General features: G+C 68.6%; 16 protein-coding genes. 8 read left to right on the forward strand and 8 right to left on the reverse strand.

Features of this window, described 5'->3' with window-relative positions:
- The first annotated feature begins 26 nt into the window (after positions 1–26).
- The 6 genes from FJ657_RS03875 to FJ657_RS03900 all read left to right on the forward strand — a co-directional run bounded on the left by FJ657_RS03875 (position 27) and on the right by FJ657_RS03900 (position 7,871).
- Positions 27–2,144 (forward strand): DUF6049 family protein, encoded by a 2,118-nt coding sequence (locus tag FJ657_RS03875; RefSeq protein WP_141162323.1) that lies wholly within the window; start codon positions 27–29, stop codon positions 2,142–2,144.
- On the forward strand, positions 2,137–3,861 hold the full coding sequence (murJ, locus tag FJ657_RS03880; RefSeq protein WP_141162324.1) for a murein biosynthesis integral membrane protein MurJ: 1,725 nt from the start codon (positions 2,137–2,139) through the stop codon (positions 3,859–3,861). The genes FJ657_RS03875 and murJ overlap by 8 nt, the downstream gene beginning before the upstream one ends.
- A gap of 171 nt (positions 3,862–4,032) precedes the next feature.
- On the forward strand, positions 4,033–5,019 hold the full coding sequence (gene trxB / locus FJ657_RS03885) for a thioredoxin-disulfide reductase (protein ID WP_141162325.1): 987 nt from the start codon (positions 4,033–4,035) through the stop codon (positions 5,017–5,019).
- A gap of 115 nt (positions 5,020–5,134) precedes the next feature.
- Entirely contained in the window at positions 5,135–5,458 is a 324-nt protein-coding gene (gene trxA, locus FJ657_RS03890; RefSeq protein ID WP_141162326.1) for a thioredoxin, read from the forward strand.
- Between the two features lie 129 nt (positions 5,459–5,587).
- Entirely contained in the window at positions 5,588–6,901 is a 1,314-nt protein-coding gene (locus FJ657_RS03895) for an aminotransferase-like domain-containing protein (RefSeq protein WP_141162327.1), read from the forward strand.
- Positions 6,902–6,911: 10 nt separating this feature from the next.
- Positions 6,912–7,871: a D-alanine--D-alanine ligase family protein gene (locus tag FJ657_RS03900; protein WP_141162328.1), complete on the forward strand. Its 960-nt coding sequence runs from the start codon at positions 6,912–6,914 to the stop codon at positions 7,869–7,871.
- Between the two features lie 64 nt (positions 7,872–7,935).
- Here the strand turns inward: FJ657_RS03900 and FJ657_RS03905 are convergent, their stop codons facing one another.
- The 3 genes from FJ657_RS03905 to rsmG form a co-directional block, all read right to left on the reverse strand.
- Positions 7,936–8,889: a ParB/RepB/Spo0J family partition protein gene (locus tag FJ657_RS03905; protein WP_141162329.1), complete on the reverse strand. Its 954-nt coding sequence runs from the start codon at positions 8,887–8,889 to the stop codon at positions 7,936–7,938.
- The gene (locus FJ657_RS03910) at positions 8,889–9,815 is read right to left on the reverse strand and encodes a ParA family protein (protein ID WP_141162330.1); all 927 of its coding nucleotides are present in this window, start codon (positions 9,813–9,815) and stop codon (positions 8,889–8,891) included. The genes FJ657_RS03905 and FJ657_RS03910 overlap by 1 nt, the downstream gene beginning before the upstream one ends.
- A gap of 93 nt (positions 9,816–9,908) precedes the next feature.
- Complete coding sequence (gene rsmG, locus FJ657_RS03915) at positions 9,909–10,571, reverse strand: 16S rRNA (guanine(527)-N(7))-methyltransferase RsmG (RefSeq protein WP_141162331.1); 663 nt, start codon at positions 10,569–10,571, stop codon at positions 9,909–9,911.
- Between the two features lie 1,382 nt (positions 10,572–11,953).
- Between rsmG and FJ657_RS03920 the strand changes: the two genes are divergently transcribed.
- Positions 11,954–12,709 (forward strand): GNAT family N-acetyltransferase, encoded by a 756-nt coding sequence (locus tag FJ657_RS03920; protein ID WP_141162332.1) that lies wholly within the window; start codon positions 11,954–11,956, stop codon positions 12,707–12,709.
- Between the two features lie 114 nt (positions 12,710–12,823).
- On the opposite strand, the gene FJ657_RS03925 is transcribed toward FJ657_RS03920, so the two are convergent.
- From FJ657_RS03925 to rpmH, 5 genes are read right to left on the reverse strand one after another with little or no spacing between them, the layout of a single operon-like run.
- Complete coding sequence (locus FJ657_RS03925) at positions 12,824–13,354, reverse strand: Jag family protein (protein WP_141162333.1); 531 nt, start codon at positions 13,352–13,354, stop codon at positions 12,824–12,826.
- Positions 13,351–14,343, reverse strand: a complete 993-nt coding sequence (gene yidC, locus FJ657_RS03930) for a membrane protein insertase YidC (RefSeq protein ID WP_141162334.1) — start codon at positions 14,341–14,343, stop codon at positions 13,351–13,353. Before yidC ends, FJ657_RS03925 begins: the two co-directional genes overlap by 4 nt.
- Positions 14,344–14,352: 9 nt before the next feature.
- Positions 14,353–14,685 carry a membrane protein insertion efficiency factor YidD gene (gene yidD, locus FJ657_RS03935; RefSeq protein ID WP_141162335.1) on the reverse strand — a complete coding sequence of 111 codons (333 nt, stop codon included), beginning with the start codon at positions 14,683–14,685 and terminating at the stop codon, positions 14,353–14,355.
- Positions 14,682–15,023: a ribonuclease P protein component gene (locus FJ657_RS03940; RefSeq protein WP_141162336.1), complete on the reverse strand. Its 342-nt coding sequence runs from the start codon at positions 15,021–15,023 to the stop codon at positions 14,682–14,684. Before FJ657_RS03940 ends, yidD begins: the two co-directional genes overlap by 4 nt.
- 19 nt (positions 15,024–15,042) lie before the next feature.
- Complete coding sequence (gene rpmH / locus FJ657_RS03945; protein ID WP_026940492.1) at positions 15,043–15,180, reverse strand: 50S ribosomal protein L34; 138 nt, start codon at positions 15,178–15,180, stop codon at positions 15,043–15,045.
- Between the two features lie 336 nt (positions 15,181–15,516).
- On the opposite strand from rpmH, the gene dnaA reads away from it, so the two are divergent.
- Positions 15,517–16,938 carry a chromosomal replication initiator protein DnaA gene (gene dnaA / locus FJ657_RS03950; protein WP_141162337.1) on the forward strand — a complete coding sequence of 474 codons (1,422 nt, stop codon included), beginning with the start codon at positions 15,517–15,519 and terminating at the stop codon, positions 16,936–16,938.
- Positions 16,939–17,312 lie beyond the last annotated feature (374 nt).

A 17,312-nucleotide genomic window follows, 5' to 3' on the forward strand; every position in this document is an offset into this window, starting at 1 on the left:
GCGCCGGTTCCCCGACGACGGGCCGGATGTCGGTCCGCGGGACGGGCGGTGTCGTCGTCGCGGGCCTGATCGCCGCTGCCCTCGCGATCGCCCCCGGTGTCGGTCTCGGCTCCGCGACATCGTCGTCGGCGGCCTCCGGATCGGGTTCCTCGGCCGGTTCCGGCGCCTCGGGCGGATCCAGCAGCTCGGGCGGATCCAGCGGCCTGACCTCGTCGTCCGGTTCGGACGCGAGCGGGTCCGCCTCCTCCGATCCGATGGCGACCACCTCCCCGACCGCGGTCGGCGTCGACGGCCGCGTCGGCATCACCGCCGTGCTGCCGTTGACCGTGCCGGTCGGCTCGGACGGCCTCCTCACGGCCGACGATCTGGCCGACCTCACCGCCGACGACGGCCTCCTGAGCCGTGAGCTGGATGTCGTGGCGGGCCGTCCGGTCGCCCTCGCGATCGACCCGCGGCTCATCGCATCCATCCGCGTGCTCGGCGGCGCCGCGCCGGCCTCGGCGAAGAGCTGGCTGCTGCGCCTCGCCGCGCTGAGCAACGAGACCTTCGCGCTGCGCTACGCCGACGCCGATCCGGTGGGGCCGGGACAAGCGGGATCCGCCTCGGCGCTCGCCCCGCTCGGCTTCGACTTCGCGATCGACGACACCCGATTCGATGACCCGCTGCCGACGGCATCCCCCTCGCCCAGCGGATCGACCGGGGGATCGAGCGGCGGATCGAACGGCTCGGGCGACACCTCGTCGAACGGCGACGGGACGGGCGCCGACTCCGGATCCGGATCCGCTGACAAGCCCGGCGGCGCGGCGTCGACGCCGGCCGGGCAGCTGCCTCCCCTGCCGACCACGGTCGACCAGGTCGTGCAGTGGACCTACTCGCTGCCGACCATCGCCTGGCCCGGCGAGAACACGGTGACGGCGGCCGACCTGCCGCGGCTGCAGGCCGCCGGCGACTCCGCGGTGCTGCTCGCCGACGGCAACGTCGACGCGGACGGCGCGACGCACGTCTCCTTCGATGGCTCCGATGTCAGCGGGCTGGTGATCGATTCGGGGCTCAGCGCCGCGGTGCGCGCCGCCGCGACGACCTCGCAGAGCGACTACTCGGTCGTCGACCAGGAGCTGCAGACGGCGGCCGGCGAGAGCGGATCGGCCGTGCGGATCGTCGCGCTCGGCCGCCCCTCGGCCGCCGCCGCCGGTGACGCCGACGTCTGGGCCGACGCGCTCGACGCCGCCCTGACGCACCTGCTGACCTCGCCGCTCGTCTCGGCGACGACGCTGTCGACGGCGATCGCCGAGCAGCCGACGCCGGGCACGATCGTCGATCACGCCGAGGACGCGTCGCGCATCTCGTCGATCTCAGCACTGCTGAACGCGGCCACGCAGGAGGCGGCATTCGCCGTCGTCGCCCGCGACGGCGCACTCGCGATCACCGCGCCGCGACGCCTCGACCTGCTCGCGACGCTGTCGGTCGGATGGCAGACGGCGCGTTCGTGGACCAGCGCCGTGAGCGACTTCCAGACCGCATCCGCCGCCATCCTCGACGGGGTCAGCCTGAACCAGGGCAGCGACCTCATCGCTCTCGGCGCGAGTGCTCCGCTGCCGATGCAGGTGCAGAACTCTCTCGATGTGCCGATCGTCGTGTTCGCCCGCGCCCGCCCGCTGAGCCCGGTGCTCTCGATCGAGTCGAGCGCGCAGCCGGTGCGGGTCGAGGTCGCGCCGAAGTCGACGGTGACCGTGCGCATCCCCGCGCAGGCGATCACGAACGGCAGCGTGCAGGTCGTGCTGAGCCTGAGCGCCTCCGACGGCACACAGGTCGGGCAGGCGCGACGCATCCACGTCGAGGTGCAGGCCGGCTGGGAGACCGTCGGCACCGCCGTGATCGCGATCGGCGCGGTCGGCGTCTTCGGCTTCGGCATCGTGCGCAACATCCTCAAGCGCCGCCGCCGCCTCGCTGGCGAGGTCGACGAAGAGGATGAGGCGAACGCGCCCCTGCCCGGTCAGGAGGACGGCCCGGCCGAGGTCGTGCGCGACGCGGAGCCGGGCGAGCCGTCGGCGCCGCTGCTCGACGATCCGGGCGACGCGGACGCGGTCGCCGACGCGCCGAGCACCCCGGACGAGCCCCGACCGACGAAGGGCGAGGATGGCTGACCCGATCCCCGGTGAGACCCCGACGGCGCCGGCTCCCTCGGCCGCGGCGCCCGACGCGGCGACGGCCGCCCCCCGTCCCGCCTCCCCGGGCATCGGCCGCGCGAGCGTCATGCTCGCCGGCGGCACTCTCGTCTCGCGCGGGCTCGGCTTCGTCAACCTGGGGCTGCTCAGCGCCGTCATCGGCTATGTCGGCGTCGGCGCGAACGCCTTCACCGTCGCCAACGGCCTGCCGAATCAGATCTACCTGCTGATCGCGGGCGGCCTGCTCAGCGCCGTGCTCGTGCCGCAGATCGTCAAGTCGGCGCTGCATGACGACGGCGGTCAGGGCTTCGTCAACCGGCTCGTCACGCTCGGGCTCACGGTGTTCGCCGGCGTCACGGTGCTCGCGACGCTCTGCGCCCCGCTGCTCGTGCTGGCCTTCGCGAACGGCAACGGCCAGCTGAAGGGCGCGGGCATCGAGCTCGCCACGGTCTTCGCCTACCTGTGCCTGCCGCAGATCTTCTTCTACGCGATGTACAGCCTGCTCGGCGAGGTGCTCAACGCCCGCGGCGTGTTCGGCCCCTTCGCCTGGGCGCCGATCGTCAACAACGTCGTGGCGATCACCGGTCTGATCGTCTTCGCGGTGCTGTACGGCGTCGATCCCGCTCACCGCGACCCGGCCTCGTGGGACGCGCAGAAGATCCTCGTGCTCGGCGGAACCACCACCCTGGGCGTCGCCGCGCAGGCCGTGACACTCTGCCTCTTCTGGCGCCGTACCGGCCTGAAGTTCCGTCCCGACTTCCGCTGGAAGGGGATGGGTCTGGGCGCCACCGGCAAGATCGTCGGCTGGACCTTCGGCATGCTGCTGATCAGCCAGGGATCGGGCATCGTGCAGAACCAGATCGCGACGCTCGCCGATCCCGACGACGCCTCGGTCGCCGCCATCCGCGTCGCCTGGACGATCTTCGTGCTGCCGCACTCGCTCATCGCGCTGTCGATCGCGACGCCCTACTTCACTCGCATGAGTGCGCACGCCCGCGACGGCGACCTCGCCTCGCTGCGCAGCGACCTCAGCGGCGCTCTGCGCTCGGTCGGTCTGCTCATCGCCGGATCTGCCGTGGTGTTCGCGACCGCGGCGATCCCCCTCATCAACGTCTTCGGCCACACGGCGCCGCACGCGCTGCCGCAGACCTCGCTCGTGCTGCTCGCCTATCTCGCCGGACTCGTGCCGTTCAGCGCGCTGTTCCTCGTGCAGCGCGCGTTCTTCGCGCTGAGCGACACCCGCACGCCGTTCTTCATCCAGCTGCTGCAGGCGCTCGTGTTCACGGTCGGCGCCCTGACGCTGATCGGCACGCCCAGCGACCGGCTCGCGATCGGCATCGCGCTGTGGACGTCGGCGTCGATCATCGTGCAGCTGATCGTCTCGATCATCGTGCTGCGCCGACGCCTCGGCGGCTTCGACGGGCGTCGCCTCGCCCGCCGCTACGGCGCCTTCCTCATCTGCACGATCCCGGCGGCCGCCGCGGGACTCGCCGTGCTCTGGCTGCTCGGCGGCTGGGGGGTCGTCGACGGGTCCGGGGGCGGATTCGCGGTCGCCGATCGCGGTCCGTCGATCCTCTCCGCCGCCGCGATCGCCGCCGCCGCCGGCATCGTCTACTTCGCCGCGGTGCTGATCGCGCGAGTGCCCGAGGTGCGCGAGCTGGCCGGGCCGCTGAATCGCCTGCTGCGCCGCGGCTGAGCGGACGCGCCGACCCGTCGCCCGAGGCCGCGACGGCGGGTGGATGCGCAGCTCCTGACCGACCGCTCCGAAGCCCTCACTGACCGCTCCGGCCCGGGAACATCCCGCACTTAAGATGTGTTGCACGATTCGACGCCGCAGGAGCGGCGCCAGGAAGAAGGAGACAGCGCGATGCGCCAGCTCATCATCGTCGGCTCGGGTCCGGCCGGTTACACCGCCGCCATCTACGCGGCCCGCGCCAACCTCAAGCCGCTCGTCATCGCCAGCTCGGTCGAGTTCGGCGGCGAGCTGATGAAGACCACCGAGGTCGAGAACTTCCCGGGCTTCCCTGACGGCATCATGGGCCCCGACCTGATGATGAAGATGCAGGCGCAGGCCGAGAAGTTCGGCGCCGAGATCGTCTACGACGACGTCACGAAGCTCGAGCTCGACGGCGACGTCAAGCGCGTCACCCTCGGCGACGGCACGGTTCACGAGTCGCTCGCCCTGATCTACGCGACGGGATCGGCGTACCGCAAGCTCGGCCTCGACGACGAGACCCGTCTCTCCGGCTACGGCGTCTCCTGGTGCGCCACCTGCGACGGCGCCTTCTTCAAGCAGAAGCACGTCGCGGTCGTCGGCGGCGGCGACTCCGCGCTCGAGGAGGCCACCTTCCTCACCCGCTTCGCCGACAAGGTCTCGCTCGTGCACCGTCGCGGTGAGCTGCGCGCCTCGGCCGCCATGCAGGAGCGCGCGAAGAACGACCCGAAGATCGAGTTCCTCTGGAACAAGGAGGTCACCTCCGTTCTCGGCGACGAGAAGGTCGCCGGCATCGGTCTCACCGACACGGTCGACGGCAGCGAGTCGGCGCTCGACCTGCAGGGCCTCTTCGTCGCGATCGGCTCCGATCCGCGCACCCACCTGGTGCACGGACAGCTCGACCTCACCGCCGAGGGCACCATCTGGGTGGATGGGCGCAGCTCGCGCACCAGCCAGAAGGGCGTCTTCGCAGCCGGCGACGTCATCGATCCGACCTACAAGCAGGCCATCACGGCCGCGGGCTCCGGCACGGCCGCGGCCCTCGACGCCGAGCACTTCCTGGCGTCGCTGCCCACAGGAGTGATCGCCGAGGCCGAGGGCTCCGGCGAGCTCGTCGATCAGATCGGCGCCTCCGCCTGAGACCCCGCCCGGCTCTCGTCGGGCGCCCCGATCGTGTGCGGCGCGCGCCGCGCATCCACGATTCGGCGGGGCTCCAGCCCCACTGAACAGAAGAACACCTGAAGAAGGAGAAGAGATGTCCGCCAAGGATGTGACCGACGCCACGTTCGCCGACGAGGTCCTCGCCAGCGACAAGCCGATCATGGTCGACTTCTGGGCCGAGTGGTGCGGTCCGTGTCGCGCCGTCTCGCCGATCCTCGACAAGATCGCCGAGGAGCACGCCGACAAGCTCTCGATCGTGAAGATCGACGTCGACAACAACCCCGAGACCGCCATGAAGTACGGCATCACCTCGATCCCGGCGATGAAGGTCTTCAAGAACGGCGAGGTCGTCAAGACCGTCATCGGCGCGAAGCCGAAGCCGGCGCTCGAGGCCGACCTGGCCGAGTTCCTCGCCTGAGAGCACATCCGAGCTCGACTGAGCTCGACGGAGTCCGATTCCGGGCTCGTGGCCCCGCCCTCCTTCGGGAGGGCGGGGCTTTCACGTTCGCCCGACTACCCTGGTCTGAATCCTCCAGAACGGACTTCCATGACCGGCAACGCGAATCAGGGCACCAATCTCGACCCGTGGTACGGCTCCTACGCCGCCCGCACGGCTGGCCTCGCCGCCAGCGAGGTCCGAGCTCTGTTCGCCGTCGCCAGCCGCCCCGAGGTCGTCTCGCTGGCGGGCGGCATGCCCTTCGTCTCCGCGTTGCCGACCGAGCTGCTGACCGAGGCCGTCGAGCGCACCGTGCGCGAGCGCGCCGGCGTCGCCCTGCAGTACGGCTCGGGGCAGGGGATGCCGCAGCTGCGCGAGCAGATCCTCGACGTGATGGCGCTCGAGGGCATCCGCGCGGGCGTCGACGATGTCGTCGTCACGACCGGATCCCAGCACGCACTCGAGCTGCTGGCGAAGCTCTTCCTCGACCCGGGTGACGTCGTCATCGCCGAGGGTCCGAGTTACGTCACCGCGATCACCGTCTTCAAGTCGTTCGAGGGCGAGGTCGTGCACGCGCCGATGGACGACGGCGGCGTCAACCCGCAGGCGCTGCGCGAGACGATCGCGCGGGTGCGCGCCGAGGGCCGCACGATCAAGTTCCTCTACACGGTCCCCTCGTTCCACAACCCCATGGGCGTCACCCTCAGCTGGGAGCGCCGCATGGAGGTGCTCGAGATCTGCCGCACCGAGGGCATCCTCGTCGTCGAAGACAACCCCTACGGCCTGCTCTACTTCGACCAGCCGGCCCCGCACGCCATGCGCTCGGTCGAGGAGGACGGGGTAATCTACCTCGGCACCTTCTCGAAGACGCTCGCCCCGGGCATGCGCGTGGGATGGGCCGTGGCGCCGCACGCTATCCGCGAGAAGCTCGTGCTCGCCAACGAGGCCGCCGTGCTCTCCCCGGGCACCTTCGGACAGACGGTCGTGTCGGAGTACCTGTCGACCGCCGACTGGAAGGGTCAGATCGACACCTTCCGCGGGGTCTACCGCGAGCGACGGGATGCGATGCTCTCGGCTCTGCAGGAGCACCTGCCCTCCCTGAGCTGGACGACGCCGAACGGCGGCTTCTACGTGTGGCTCACCCTGCCGCCCGAGCTGGACTCGAAGGCGATGCTGCCGCGGGCTGTCAAGGAGCTCGTGGCCTACACGCCCGGCACCGCCTTCTACGCCGACGGGGGAGGGCGCAATGCGATGCGTCTCTCGTTCTGCTATCCGACGCCCGACTTCATCCGCGAGGGCATCCGCCGTCTCGCCAATGTCATCAACGGCGAGCTGTCGCTCGTGAGCGAGTTCTCGAAGACGGCGCCGCTGCAGATCCGTCCCGCGCAGGATTCCGACCGCGTTCTGCCCCCCAACATCGGCTGAGGATCGTTCTATGGCTTCCGCACTGCCCCGCGTCGTCGTGCTCGCCGGCGGCATCTCGCACGAACGCGACGTCTCGCTGCGGTCCGGCCGACAGGTCGCGGACGCGCTCAAGGGCCACGGCGTCGACGTCGAGCTGGTCGACCCGGATTCGACGCTGATCGACCGACTGCGCACCGATCGCCCCGACGTGATCTGGCCGGCCCTGCACGGGGCGAGCGGTGAGGACGGCGCGCTGCGCGGGCTGCTCGAGTTCCTCGGCGTCCCCTTCGTCGGGGCCCGGGCCGACGCGGCGCGTCTCGCCTGGCACAAGCCGACCGCCAAGACGCTCGCCGAGCGTGCGGGGGTCGCGACTCCGCGCTCGATCACCCTGCCGCGGGATGCCTTCCGTGAACTCGGTGCCGACGCCGTCTTCTCGGCGATCACCGACGAGCTGGCACCTCCGGTCGTCGTCAAGCCCGCGCAGGGCGGGTCGGCGCAGGGCGTGACCATCGTCGAGGATGCGGCGGGACTGCCGCGGGCGATGGTCGACGCCTACACCTACGGTGATGTCGCGCTCGTGGAGCAGCGGATCACGGGAACCGAGATCGCGGTCGGCGTGATCGACACGGGGGATGGCGCCGTCGCGCTGCCCGCGGTCGAGATCCAGCCGCGCAGCGGGGTCTACAGCTTCGAGGCGCGCTACAACGCAGGGGAGACCCGCTTCTTCACGCCCGCGCGCATCGCCGATGATGTCGCCCAGCGCGCGGCCGAGGCAGCCGTGGCCGTGCACGAGGCGCTGGGCCTGCGTCACCTCTCCCGAGTCGACCTCATCGTCGACGGTGCCGGAACCCCCTGGTTCCTCGAGGCGAACGTGCTGCCGGGGCTCACCGAGACCTCTCTGCTGCCGCAGGCGCTCGAGGCCGCCGGACACGACCTCGGCTGGGTCTACACAGCACTCGCCGAGGCGGCGGTGCGCGACACTCAGGCCTGATCACCGCGTCGACGACGACCTGGTCCAAGGCTGAGAAAGGCGGGTCTGAACTGGGCTTATTCCGCTAGCGGAATCCGTCCTGGCCGAGCTCGGCGAGGATGCGGTTGAGGTCGCCGACGGTCGCGAAGTCGATCACGATCTGACCCTTGCTGCGACCCAGGCTGATCTTCACGCGCGTGTCGAGGCGGTCGCCGAACGCCTCCGCGATCTCATCCAGACCGCCCTGGTGACGCCCGGCGTTCGGGCGAGCGGCGCGGGTCTTCTTCGGCGAGGTCTCGCCGGCCAGCGCTTCGGCGGCACGCACCGACAGCTCCTGGTCGACGATCTTGTCGGCCAGCTTCTGCATCGCGTCCGGCTCGCCGGCACTGAGGATGGCACGCGCGTGGCCGGCACTGAGCACTCCGGCCGCGACCCGCGTCTGCACGCTCTCCGGGAGTCGCAGCAGGCGGAGCGTGTTGCTGATCTGGGGACGCGAGCGCCCGATCCGCTCGGCGAGCTGCTCTTGGGTGATCCCGAAGTCCTCGAGCAGCTGCTGGTAGGCCGAGGCCTCTTCGAGCGGATTCAGTTGCGCGCGGTGCAGGTTCTCGAGCAGCGCATCCCGCAGCATGTCCTCGTCCGCGGTGTCGCGGATGATCGCCGGGATGCGGTCGCGGCCGGAGGCCTTCGTCGCCCGCAGGCGGCGCTCGCCCATGATGAGCTCGTACTGCGGCTCGCCCTCGGCGGCGTTCGCGCGCGGCCGCACGACGATCGGCTGCAGCACGCCGAACTCGCGAACGGAGGTGATGAGCTCGTTGAGCTCCTCTTCGCGGAACTCGGTGCGGGGTTGAACCGCGTTGGGAACGATGTCATCGGGCGAGAGAGACGCCAGTCGAGCACCCGGAACGGCCACCAGAGCGCCATCCTCCTGCTTCGGAACGGCCGGAGCGGGAAAGAAGACGTCGACGGGGCGGCTCTCAGAGCCGCTGGTGGGGATGAGCGCACCGATTCCGCGTCCCAGACCGGTTCTCTTGGTCGCCATCAGCTGTCCCCTCGTCGCGGTTCGCCTCGCAGAGCGATCTCGCCGGCAGCTTCGCGATAGGAGAGCGAGCCGGCGGAGTTCAGGTCGTAGCCCACGACGGTCTGTCCGTAGCTCGGGGCCTCGGAGATGCGCACCGAGCGGGGGATGAGCGAGTCGAGCACCTGCTCGGGGAAGTGCGTGCGCACATCCTCGACGACCTGGTTCGCCAGATTCGTGCGCGAGTCGTACATGGTCAGCAGGATCGTCGAGACGACGAGCTCGGGATTCAGGTGGCGGCCGACGAGCTTGATGTTGTCGAGCAGCTGGCTCAGTCCCTCGAGCGCGTAGTACTCGCACTGGATCGGGATGAGCACCTCGCGGGCAGCGACGAAGGCGTTGATCGTCAGCAGTCCGAGCGACGGCGGGCAGTCGATGAAGACGAAGTCGATCGGCTGGTCGACTTCTTCGAAGTAGTCGTGGATGGCGCCGCGAAGGCGCTGCTCGCGAGCGACGAGTGAGACCAGCTCGATCTCGGCGCCGGCGAGGTGGATGGTCGCGGGAACGCAGAGCAGATTCGGCGACTCGGGGCTGGGCTGCACGACATCGTCGATCGGCGCCTCGTTGATGAGCACGTCGTACACGCTCGGGGTGTCGGCGCGATGCTCGACCCCGAGCGCCGTGGAGGCGTTGCCCTGCGGATCGAGATCGATCACGAGCACCCGCATCCCGGCGCGCGCGAGCGCGGCGGCGAGATTCACGGTCGTCGTGGTCTTGCCGACGCCGCCCTTCTGGTTCGCGACCGTCAGGATGCGCGGACGCGACGGCTTCGGCAGCACCTGCTCGGCGAGGGCGATTCGACGCCGAGTGAGGTCGGCGATCTCGCGGGCGAGGGGAGTGGATGCGTCGTATCCGCCGGGGGCGGGGGAGCTGGCGTTGGGAGAGTTCACCGGCGCGCTCGTCCTCCTGAAAGCAGTGGTGGGATGCGATGTTTCACGTGAAACACGAGACCGGCGAGGGTGCGGATGCGCCCTGACGCCGGCTTAGACCACTGTAGCTCGAAAGACGCGCGTGACCTCGGCTACATCCCCATCCCCGAGTTCGAGCACCTCGATCTCGTCGAGACGCGCCTTGCGGATCTGCTTCTGGGCCGCCTCGATCTCGTCGTGAACGCGCGCGCCCTTGAGGAAGACCAGCTGCCCGCCGACATCGAGCAGCGGGCGGGTGATCGGGATGAGCTTCGACAGCGCACTGACGGCGCGCGCGGTCACCTGCGCGAGATCGAGATCGCGACCGACCTCCTCGGCGCGGGCGCGGACGACCTCGACGTTCTCGAGTCCGAGGCGCTCGCTCTCGGATCGGAGCCAGTCCACGCGGCGTTCCATCGGCTCGATCAAGACCATCGTGACGTCGGGACGCGCGATCGCGAGCACGAGGCCGGGAAGTCCGGCGCCGCTCCCGATGTCTCCGACTCTCGCGCCCTCGCGCAGCAGGGGAGCGACCACGACCGAGTTCAGGATGTGCCGCGTCCAGATGCGCGGGAGCTCGATGGGCCCGATCAATCCGAGCTCCTCACCACGGGCGACGAGCTCGGCAGTGAAGGATCGTGCGACATCGATCCGGTCGCCGAACAGACGCGCCGCCGACTCCGGCTCGGCCTCGGGAACGGGTGCGGTCTCGCCGCCGGCGGGGGAGGGCTGGGTCATGATCTCTCGAGGTTCTGCGACGGGAGCACGGGGTGCTCCGACGGGGTCAGGCGGCAGGTCACGTCGGGGGAGATCCCTACAATTCCGGTCGCATATCGAGGGTACCGGGATCATCGGCCGACCGAGCGCGGGTCACTGTCCTCCGACGATGGCTCCGCGCACTGGATGTTTCACGTGAAACATCAGCGGTACCGAGATCCGCGTGGGTTCCGCGCGCCGTCAGAGCGCTGGACCGAAATGACGGGGGATGGGCCTTCTCGCAGATGCCGTGGGTACCATCCGCCTCCAGCTCGCGGCGGCAGTCCGAACGCGCTCAACAACTGCGGCGCGCCGCCTCGCTCCCGAATCCAGCGTGCCGCGGGTGACGGTGCACGGCACTGGGGGAGCCGACGCGGCCGCACTCGAAGCCACCCGTTGATCGAAGGAGATCGGCCGACGACGCGACCAGAGCACCGAGCTCTCTGTTTCGACCGGGCCACGACATCCGTCGATACTCAGTACCCGATGCTGCACCGACCCGGCCTGGCGGTTCGGATGTTTCACGTGAAACATCTACCGCCGAGCTTTCGCTCTCCGTGGCACAGAACCATTGCGCCGCGCGCTACCGAGGTTGATAAGCGCACGACACCGCACGGGGTCGATCCGCTCAGCGCTCGACGGCGTCGCTGAACAGTGACCGCCGTCACAGAGCTGCACCGCACCTCGCGGCGACGTGACCGACAACCCCGCATCGCCGTCGCCGCACTCACCGAAGCAGGTGTCAGCAGTCGCAGGAGCCCCTCGCGCCGCCGACCCGAGACGGGACGGATCGACAACCACGCGCGACGCCCGCTTCGTCTGTGTAGCTCCTCCCGCTGCGACTCCCCACCAATACGACAGGTCAGGCCAGCTGCAACCGAGCGCTTCACGAGGAGATCTGACACCGCCGCTGAGGCCGCGAATCTGCGTCATCGCCGGTCTGACTCAGAGTCCGGTCGCACGATCAGGACTCCCATCCCGGCAACCGGGTCTACAGAGGCCGAACCCCCGACCTCGGCGCGCCTCCGCGTTGATCCGAGCACCAACGGAAAGTCGGAGCTCATTACACCGTACGAGAGAGCGCGCAAGCGAACGTCCCGCAATCGCAGTCACGCCCGCACGCAGCCCCTTCGACCCGGCGAACTATCGAAGACGAGGACCCACACACCGCGGCGATCACGCGTCGAGCTGATCTCGGTACGGACACCGCCACCGGATCCTGCCGCCGCAATCCGGTGGGGAGCCACCAACACGGCAACTCGGACGCCGCCATCACACCGCGGCGACAAGCCGCACATGACTTGCCCGACCGAACGCGACGTCACGAGCGTGATCTTCAACGACGCGCCATCTAGCGTGGACGCATGACGACGCCGTCGACGCTCGAGTCCGTCTGGCCGCTGTTCACACTCCGACTTCGGACGCCCCGACTCGAACTCACCCCCATCCGTGACGAGCACATGCCCGCGCTCGTCGACGCCGCGCTCGCCGGCATCCACCCTCCCGAACGGATGCCATTCGGAGTGCCGTGGACCGATGCGCCGCCAGCCCGACTCGCCCATGACCTCGCGACCTACCATTGGAGCCGGCGGGCGAAGTCGACGCCGCAGCTGTGGGCAATCGGATTCACCGTACTGTTGGATGGGCGGCCCATCGGCATCCAGGAGGTCACGGCCGACCAGTTCCTCGACCGCCGCGCGATCACGAGCGGATCCTGGTTGAGCGCAGCACATCAGGGGAGGGGCTTCGGGCGCGAGATGCGCGCCGCCGTGCTGCTCTTCGCGTTCGATGAGCTCGGCGCTCAGTACGCCGAGACCAACGCTCTCGACTGGAACGCCGCGTCACTCGCAGTCTCAGCGCGCCTCGGATACCGGGAAGTCGGACGTCAGCCGACCGAGTCGCGGCCCGGGGTGCCAGAGACGCAGATCGATCTCCGGGTATCCCGCGCCGAATTCATCCGTCCGCACTGGACACTGACCGTCTCCGGCGCAGAGGCAGCACGTCGCGAGCTTCTCGAAGATGCCGAGCTCCGGGTTCCCACTGCACCGGGCGAAGAGATCCCTGCCGACGCGAGCATCACCTCGCGATCGACACAGAGATCGGCGACCGATCACGAGTGACCGACGTCGTCAATCGGCGCGCGTTCCCAGAACCAGCCGACCGACGAAAGCGGGGCGACGTTTCACGTGAAACATCGCCCCGCTCGAGTCGATCCCGCCGCAACGGGGGAGTGTTCAGGCCTTGCGCACCACCGTGTGACGATCGCGGCCTTCGCCCTCGGACTCCGAGGTGTATCCCCGCTCACCGACCAGGTCATGAACGAGCTTCCGCTCGTAGCTCGACATCGGCGGCAGCGACGCCGACGCGGCGCCGGCCTCGATGCGCGCGACCGCGGCATCCACCAGCGCGCTCAGCTCGTCGGCGCGGGCGTCGCGCGAACCGCCCACATCGAGGATCAGACGTGAGAAGCGACCGGTCTTGCTCTGCACCGCGAGGCGCGTGAGCTCCTGCAGCGCCGAGACGGTGTCGGGCTTGGACAGCGTCTGGAGCGCGTCGGCCTCGTCCGAGCTGACCGAGAGATAGGCACGACCGGCGCGCACGTCGATGTCGAGGTCACCGTCGAGATCGGCGATGTCGAGCAGCTCCTCGATGTAGTCGGCGGCGATGTCGCCCTCCTCGACCAGCTGCTGCTCGGTGTCGGTCGCCGATTCCGGCGCCTCGGCCGTCGTCGTCTCGTCCTGCACGGTCGTGTTCTCGTCGGTCATCGCTTGTTCCCACCGCTCTTCTTGGCGCGCGACTTGCCCACCGGCTGCTGCCGCTGAGTCGTCGCCTTCTTGGTCTCCAGCTCGGCCGCCTCCGCCGCCTCGAGCGCCGCCGCATCCTCACCCATCTTGCGACGGGCGCGCTTCGCGAGGCGCGCCTCGCGAGCAAGCGCCGCCTCGCTGCCCGGGGTCGGCATATTCCGGATCACCAGGAACTGCTGGATCATCGTCCAGACGTTCGAGGTCAGCCAGTAGAACATGACGCCGATGGGGAAGGCGAAGCCCGAGAACGCGAAGACCAGCGGCAGGATGTACAGCAGGATGCGCTGCTGCCGGAACATCGGGCTCTCCTTCATCTCCGGCGACTGGTTCTTCGCCATGATCTGAAGCTGAGTGACGAACTGCGAGGCGGTCATCGCGATGACCATGAGGCCGGCGAGGATGACGACGGGCCACAGCACGGGGTTGTGCTCGAGAGCCGACTGGATGCTGAACTTCAGCCCCGCTCCGGGGAAGAGCTCGGCGTTGTAGAACTGGTCGGAGAGCTCGCGGGTGAGGAGGCCGACACCCGCCTTGTCGTTGCGGGCCTCGTTGAGCACCGAGAACAGGCTGAAGAAGATCGGCATCTGGATCAGCAGCGGCAGGCAGGACGAGAACGGCGACGTGCCCGCCTTGCGGTACAGCTCCATGGTCTCGCGCTGCATGGCCTCGCGCGAGAACTGGTCCTTCTTGCCCTTGTACTTGTCCTGGATCTTCTTGAGCTGCGGCGCGACCTCGAGCATCTTGCGCTGGCTCTTGATCTGGCGCACGAAGATCGGGATGAGCAGGGCGCGCACGACGAGCACGAGGCCGACGATCGAGAGAACCCAGGTGAGACCCGCGGCGGGGTTCATGCCGAGGGTCGTGAGAAGCCAGTGGAATCCGACCAGGAGCGCCTCGATCACCCATTTGATGGGTGTCAGCAGCGTCTGGAAGAAGGAGCCGATATCCATAGGGGAGGGTCAGGCCTTTCCTGTTCCCGCGACGACGAATCCGAAGCGGGTGATGCGGTAGCGGGGTGGTGCGAAGTGGCCGGGAACGTCATCGACGCCGCCGGCGGCCCACGGGTGGCAGCGGGCGATGCGCTTCGAGCCGAGCCAGACGCCGCGGATGACGCCGTGACGCTGGATCGCTTCGAGAGCGTAGGCCGAGCAGCTGGGGTAGTACCGGCAGACCTGACCGTAGAGCGGGGAGATGACCGCGCGGTAGATGCGGAGGATCACGACGCAGACATTCCGCGGCACCAGCATCGCCGTCGTCAGCACGCTGCGGGCAGGTGAGACCTCGCCAGTCATGAGCGGATCAGCTTCCCGACCAGGGCGCCGCGCATGTCGTCGCGGATCGTGGTCCAGTCCTGCTCGGCGCTGCCGGGGAGCGCACGCACTACGACGTCGCCGCCTCGGGCGCCCTCATCCACCAGTTCTCGCCCGATCGCACGAAACCGCCGGCGCAGCTTGTTGCGGTGCACGGCGGTTCCGACGGCTCGGGTGATGATGAACCCGAAGCGAGCTGGATGGTCGTCTCCGAGCTCGATGCGGTGGTACACCGCGATCGGCGTAGACATCCGGCGACCGCGACGCACGGCTCGACGGAATTCGTCGGCGGTGATGACGCGGTTGGCCCGGGCGAGCACGGAGTCGACCGGTGAGGTCTTACGCGCTGAGCTCGGTACGGCCCTTGCGACGGCGGTTCGCCAGGATCGCGCGGCCGGCGCGGGTGCGCATGCGCAGACGGAAGCCGTGCACCTTGGCGCGGCGGCGGTTGTTCGGCTGGAAGGTTCGCTTGCTCATAGTCGTATCTCCGTTGCCCGGCGACGCGGAACGACCGGGAAGAAATGGGAACGGGCCCGCGTACACGCGAGTCCGAAGTCAACCGGGTTAATCTAGCCCGCCGAGCCGCTTCGGTCAAAAGGGCTCCGGGTCAACCCTGCATCCTCTACCCGATCTGCGCCCAGCACTGGCAGCGACGCGCCGCATCGACCTAGGGTGATCCGAAGTCGCGCGACCCCCGGTCGCGACCGTCTCGCGTTTCCACAGCAACCCACAACCGTGGATAATCCTGTGGATAACCCTGCGCGCCCGACGCGTCGCGGGCGGAGTTCTCAGGTCCACAGCGCGAAAGGCACCATGTCCGACATCGATCCCACCCTCCAGCTCTGGCGCGCAGTGCGAGAGCACCTGGAGGAGGATCACCGGATCACCCCGCAGCTGCACGGCTTCCTCAATCTGGTGGAGCCGAAGGGCGTGCTCGCCGGCACCATCTACCTCGAGGTGCCGAACGACCTGACGCGCTCGATGCTCGAGCAGCGCATCCGCGTTCCGCTGCTGGAGGCCCTCTCGAGCGTGGAGGTCGATGACGCCGACGAGGTCACGAACTTCGCGATCGTGGTCAATCCCGAGATCCACACCGAGGTGCTCAAACCGGTGACGCCCGCTGTCGCCGATCGTGATCGCGAACCCCGCCACTCGGCGGCCGAGGCTCCCGTCGTCGAGACCAGTCGTCGCTCCGACAGCCGGCTCAACGCCAAGTACAACTTCGACAACTTCGTCATCGGCGGGTCGAACCGCTTCGCGCACGCCGCCGCGGTCGCCGTGGCCGAGGCGCCGGCGAAGGCCTACAACCCGCTGTTCATCTACGGCGACTCGGGTCTGGGAAAGACGCATCTGCTGCACGCGATCGGCCACTACGCCGAGAACCTCTACCCCGGCATCCGGGTGCGCTATGTGAGCTCGGAGGAGTTCACGAACGACTTCATCAACTCGATCGCGAACAACCGCTCGTCGCAGTTCCAGTCGCGCTACCGCGACATCGACATCCTGCTGATCGACGACATCCAGTTCCTGCAGCGCGCGGTGGAGACGCAGGAGGCGTTCTTCCACACGTTCAACACGCTGCACGATCACTCCAAGCAGGTCGTGATCACGAGCGATCTCGCGCCGAAGCATCTGACGGGCTTCGAGGATCGGATGCGCTCGCGCTTCGAGTGGGGCCTCATCACCGACGTGCAGGTGCCCGACCGCGAGACCCGCATCGCGATCCTGCGCAAGAAGGCGCAGAGCGAGCGGCTGCAGGTGCCCGACGAGATCCTCGAGTACATGGCGACGAAGGTGTCGTCGAACATCCGCGAGCTCGAGGGCACCCTCATCCGCGTCACCGCCTTCGCCTCGCTCAACAAGACGCCGATCGATCTGCAGCTCGTGCAGACGGTTCTGAAGGATCTGATCACGCTCGACGAGGACAACGTCATCTCGCCGGTCGACATCATCAACAACACCGCCGACTACTTCAAGCTGACGGTGGATGACCTCTACGGCTCGAGCCGTTCGCAGGCGATCGCGACGGCGCGGCAGATCGCGATGTACCTGTGCCGCGAGCTGACGAGCCTGTCGCTGCCGAAGATCGGGCAGCTGTTCGGCAACCGCGATCACACGACGGTGATGTACGCGAACAAGAAGATCAGCGAGCTCATGAAGGAGCGTCGCTCGATCTACAACCAGGTCACCGAGCTGACGAACCGCATCAAGCAGGAGCAGCGCTACAAGATCTGATCCCCCCGACGCGCCCGGGCGACAGGTTTCCACCCCCCGAAGACGGGGTTAACGCTCACAGTGTGGAAGACCTGTGGATAACTGTGGAGAACCGCCGCTCAGGATGTGAGCGTTAAGCGGGATCCTGTGGAGAGTGCGGAACGACACGAATCCCCGTCCACATCCGAGGGCTCGGCTCTCGACAGTCCGCTCACAACTTCCACGGTTGTAGTTCCCTGCTTAACGCGGCTATCCACCGAGTTATCCACATTCTCCACAGCTGTTAAGAAGATGACAGAGACAGATATCCGATTCGCGAATCCACAACCTCGACCCGATCGGATCGACTCGGGCCGGCGCTGAGCGCCTCAGCTCGCTGTTCACAAGCCGAGCAG

This window comes from Schumannella soli (assembly GCF_006517435.1).
Taxonomy (GTDB): Bacteria; Actinomycetota; Actinomycetes; order Actinomycetales; family Microbacteriaceae; genus Schumannella; species Schumannella soli.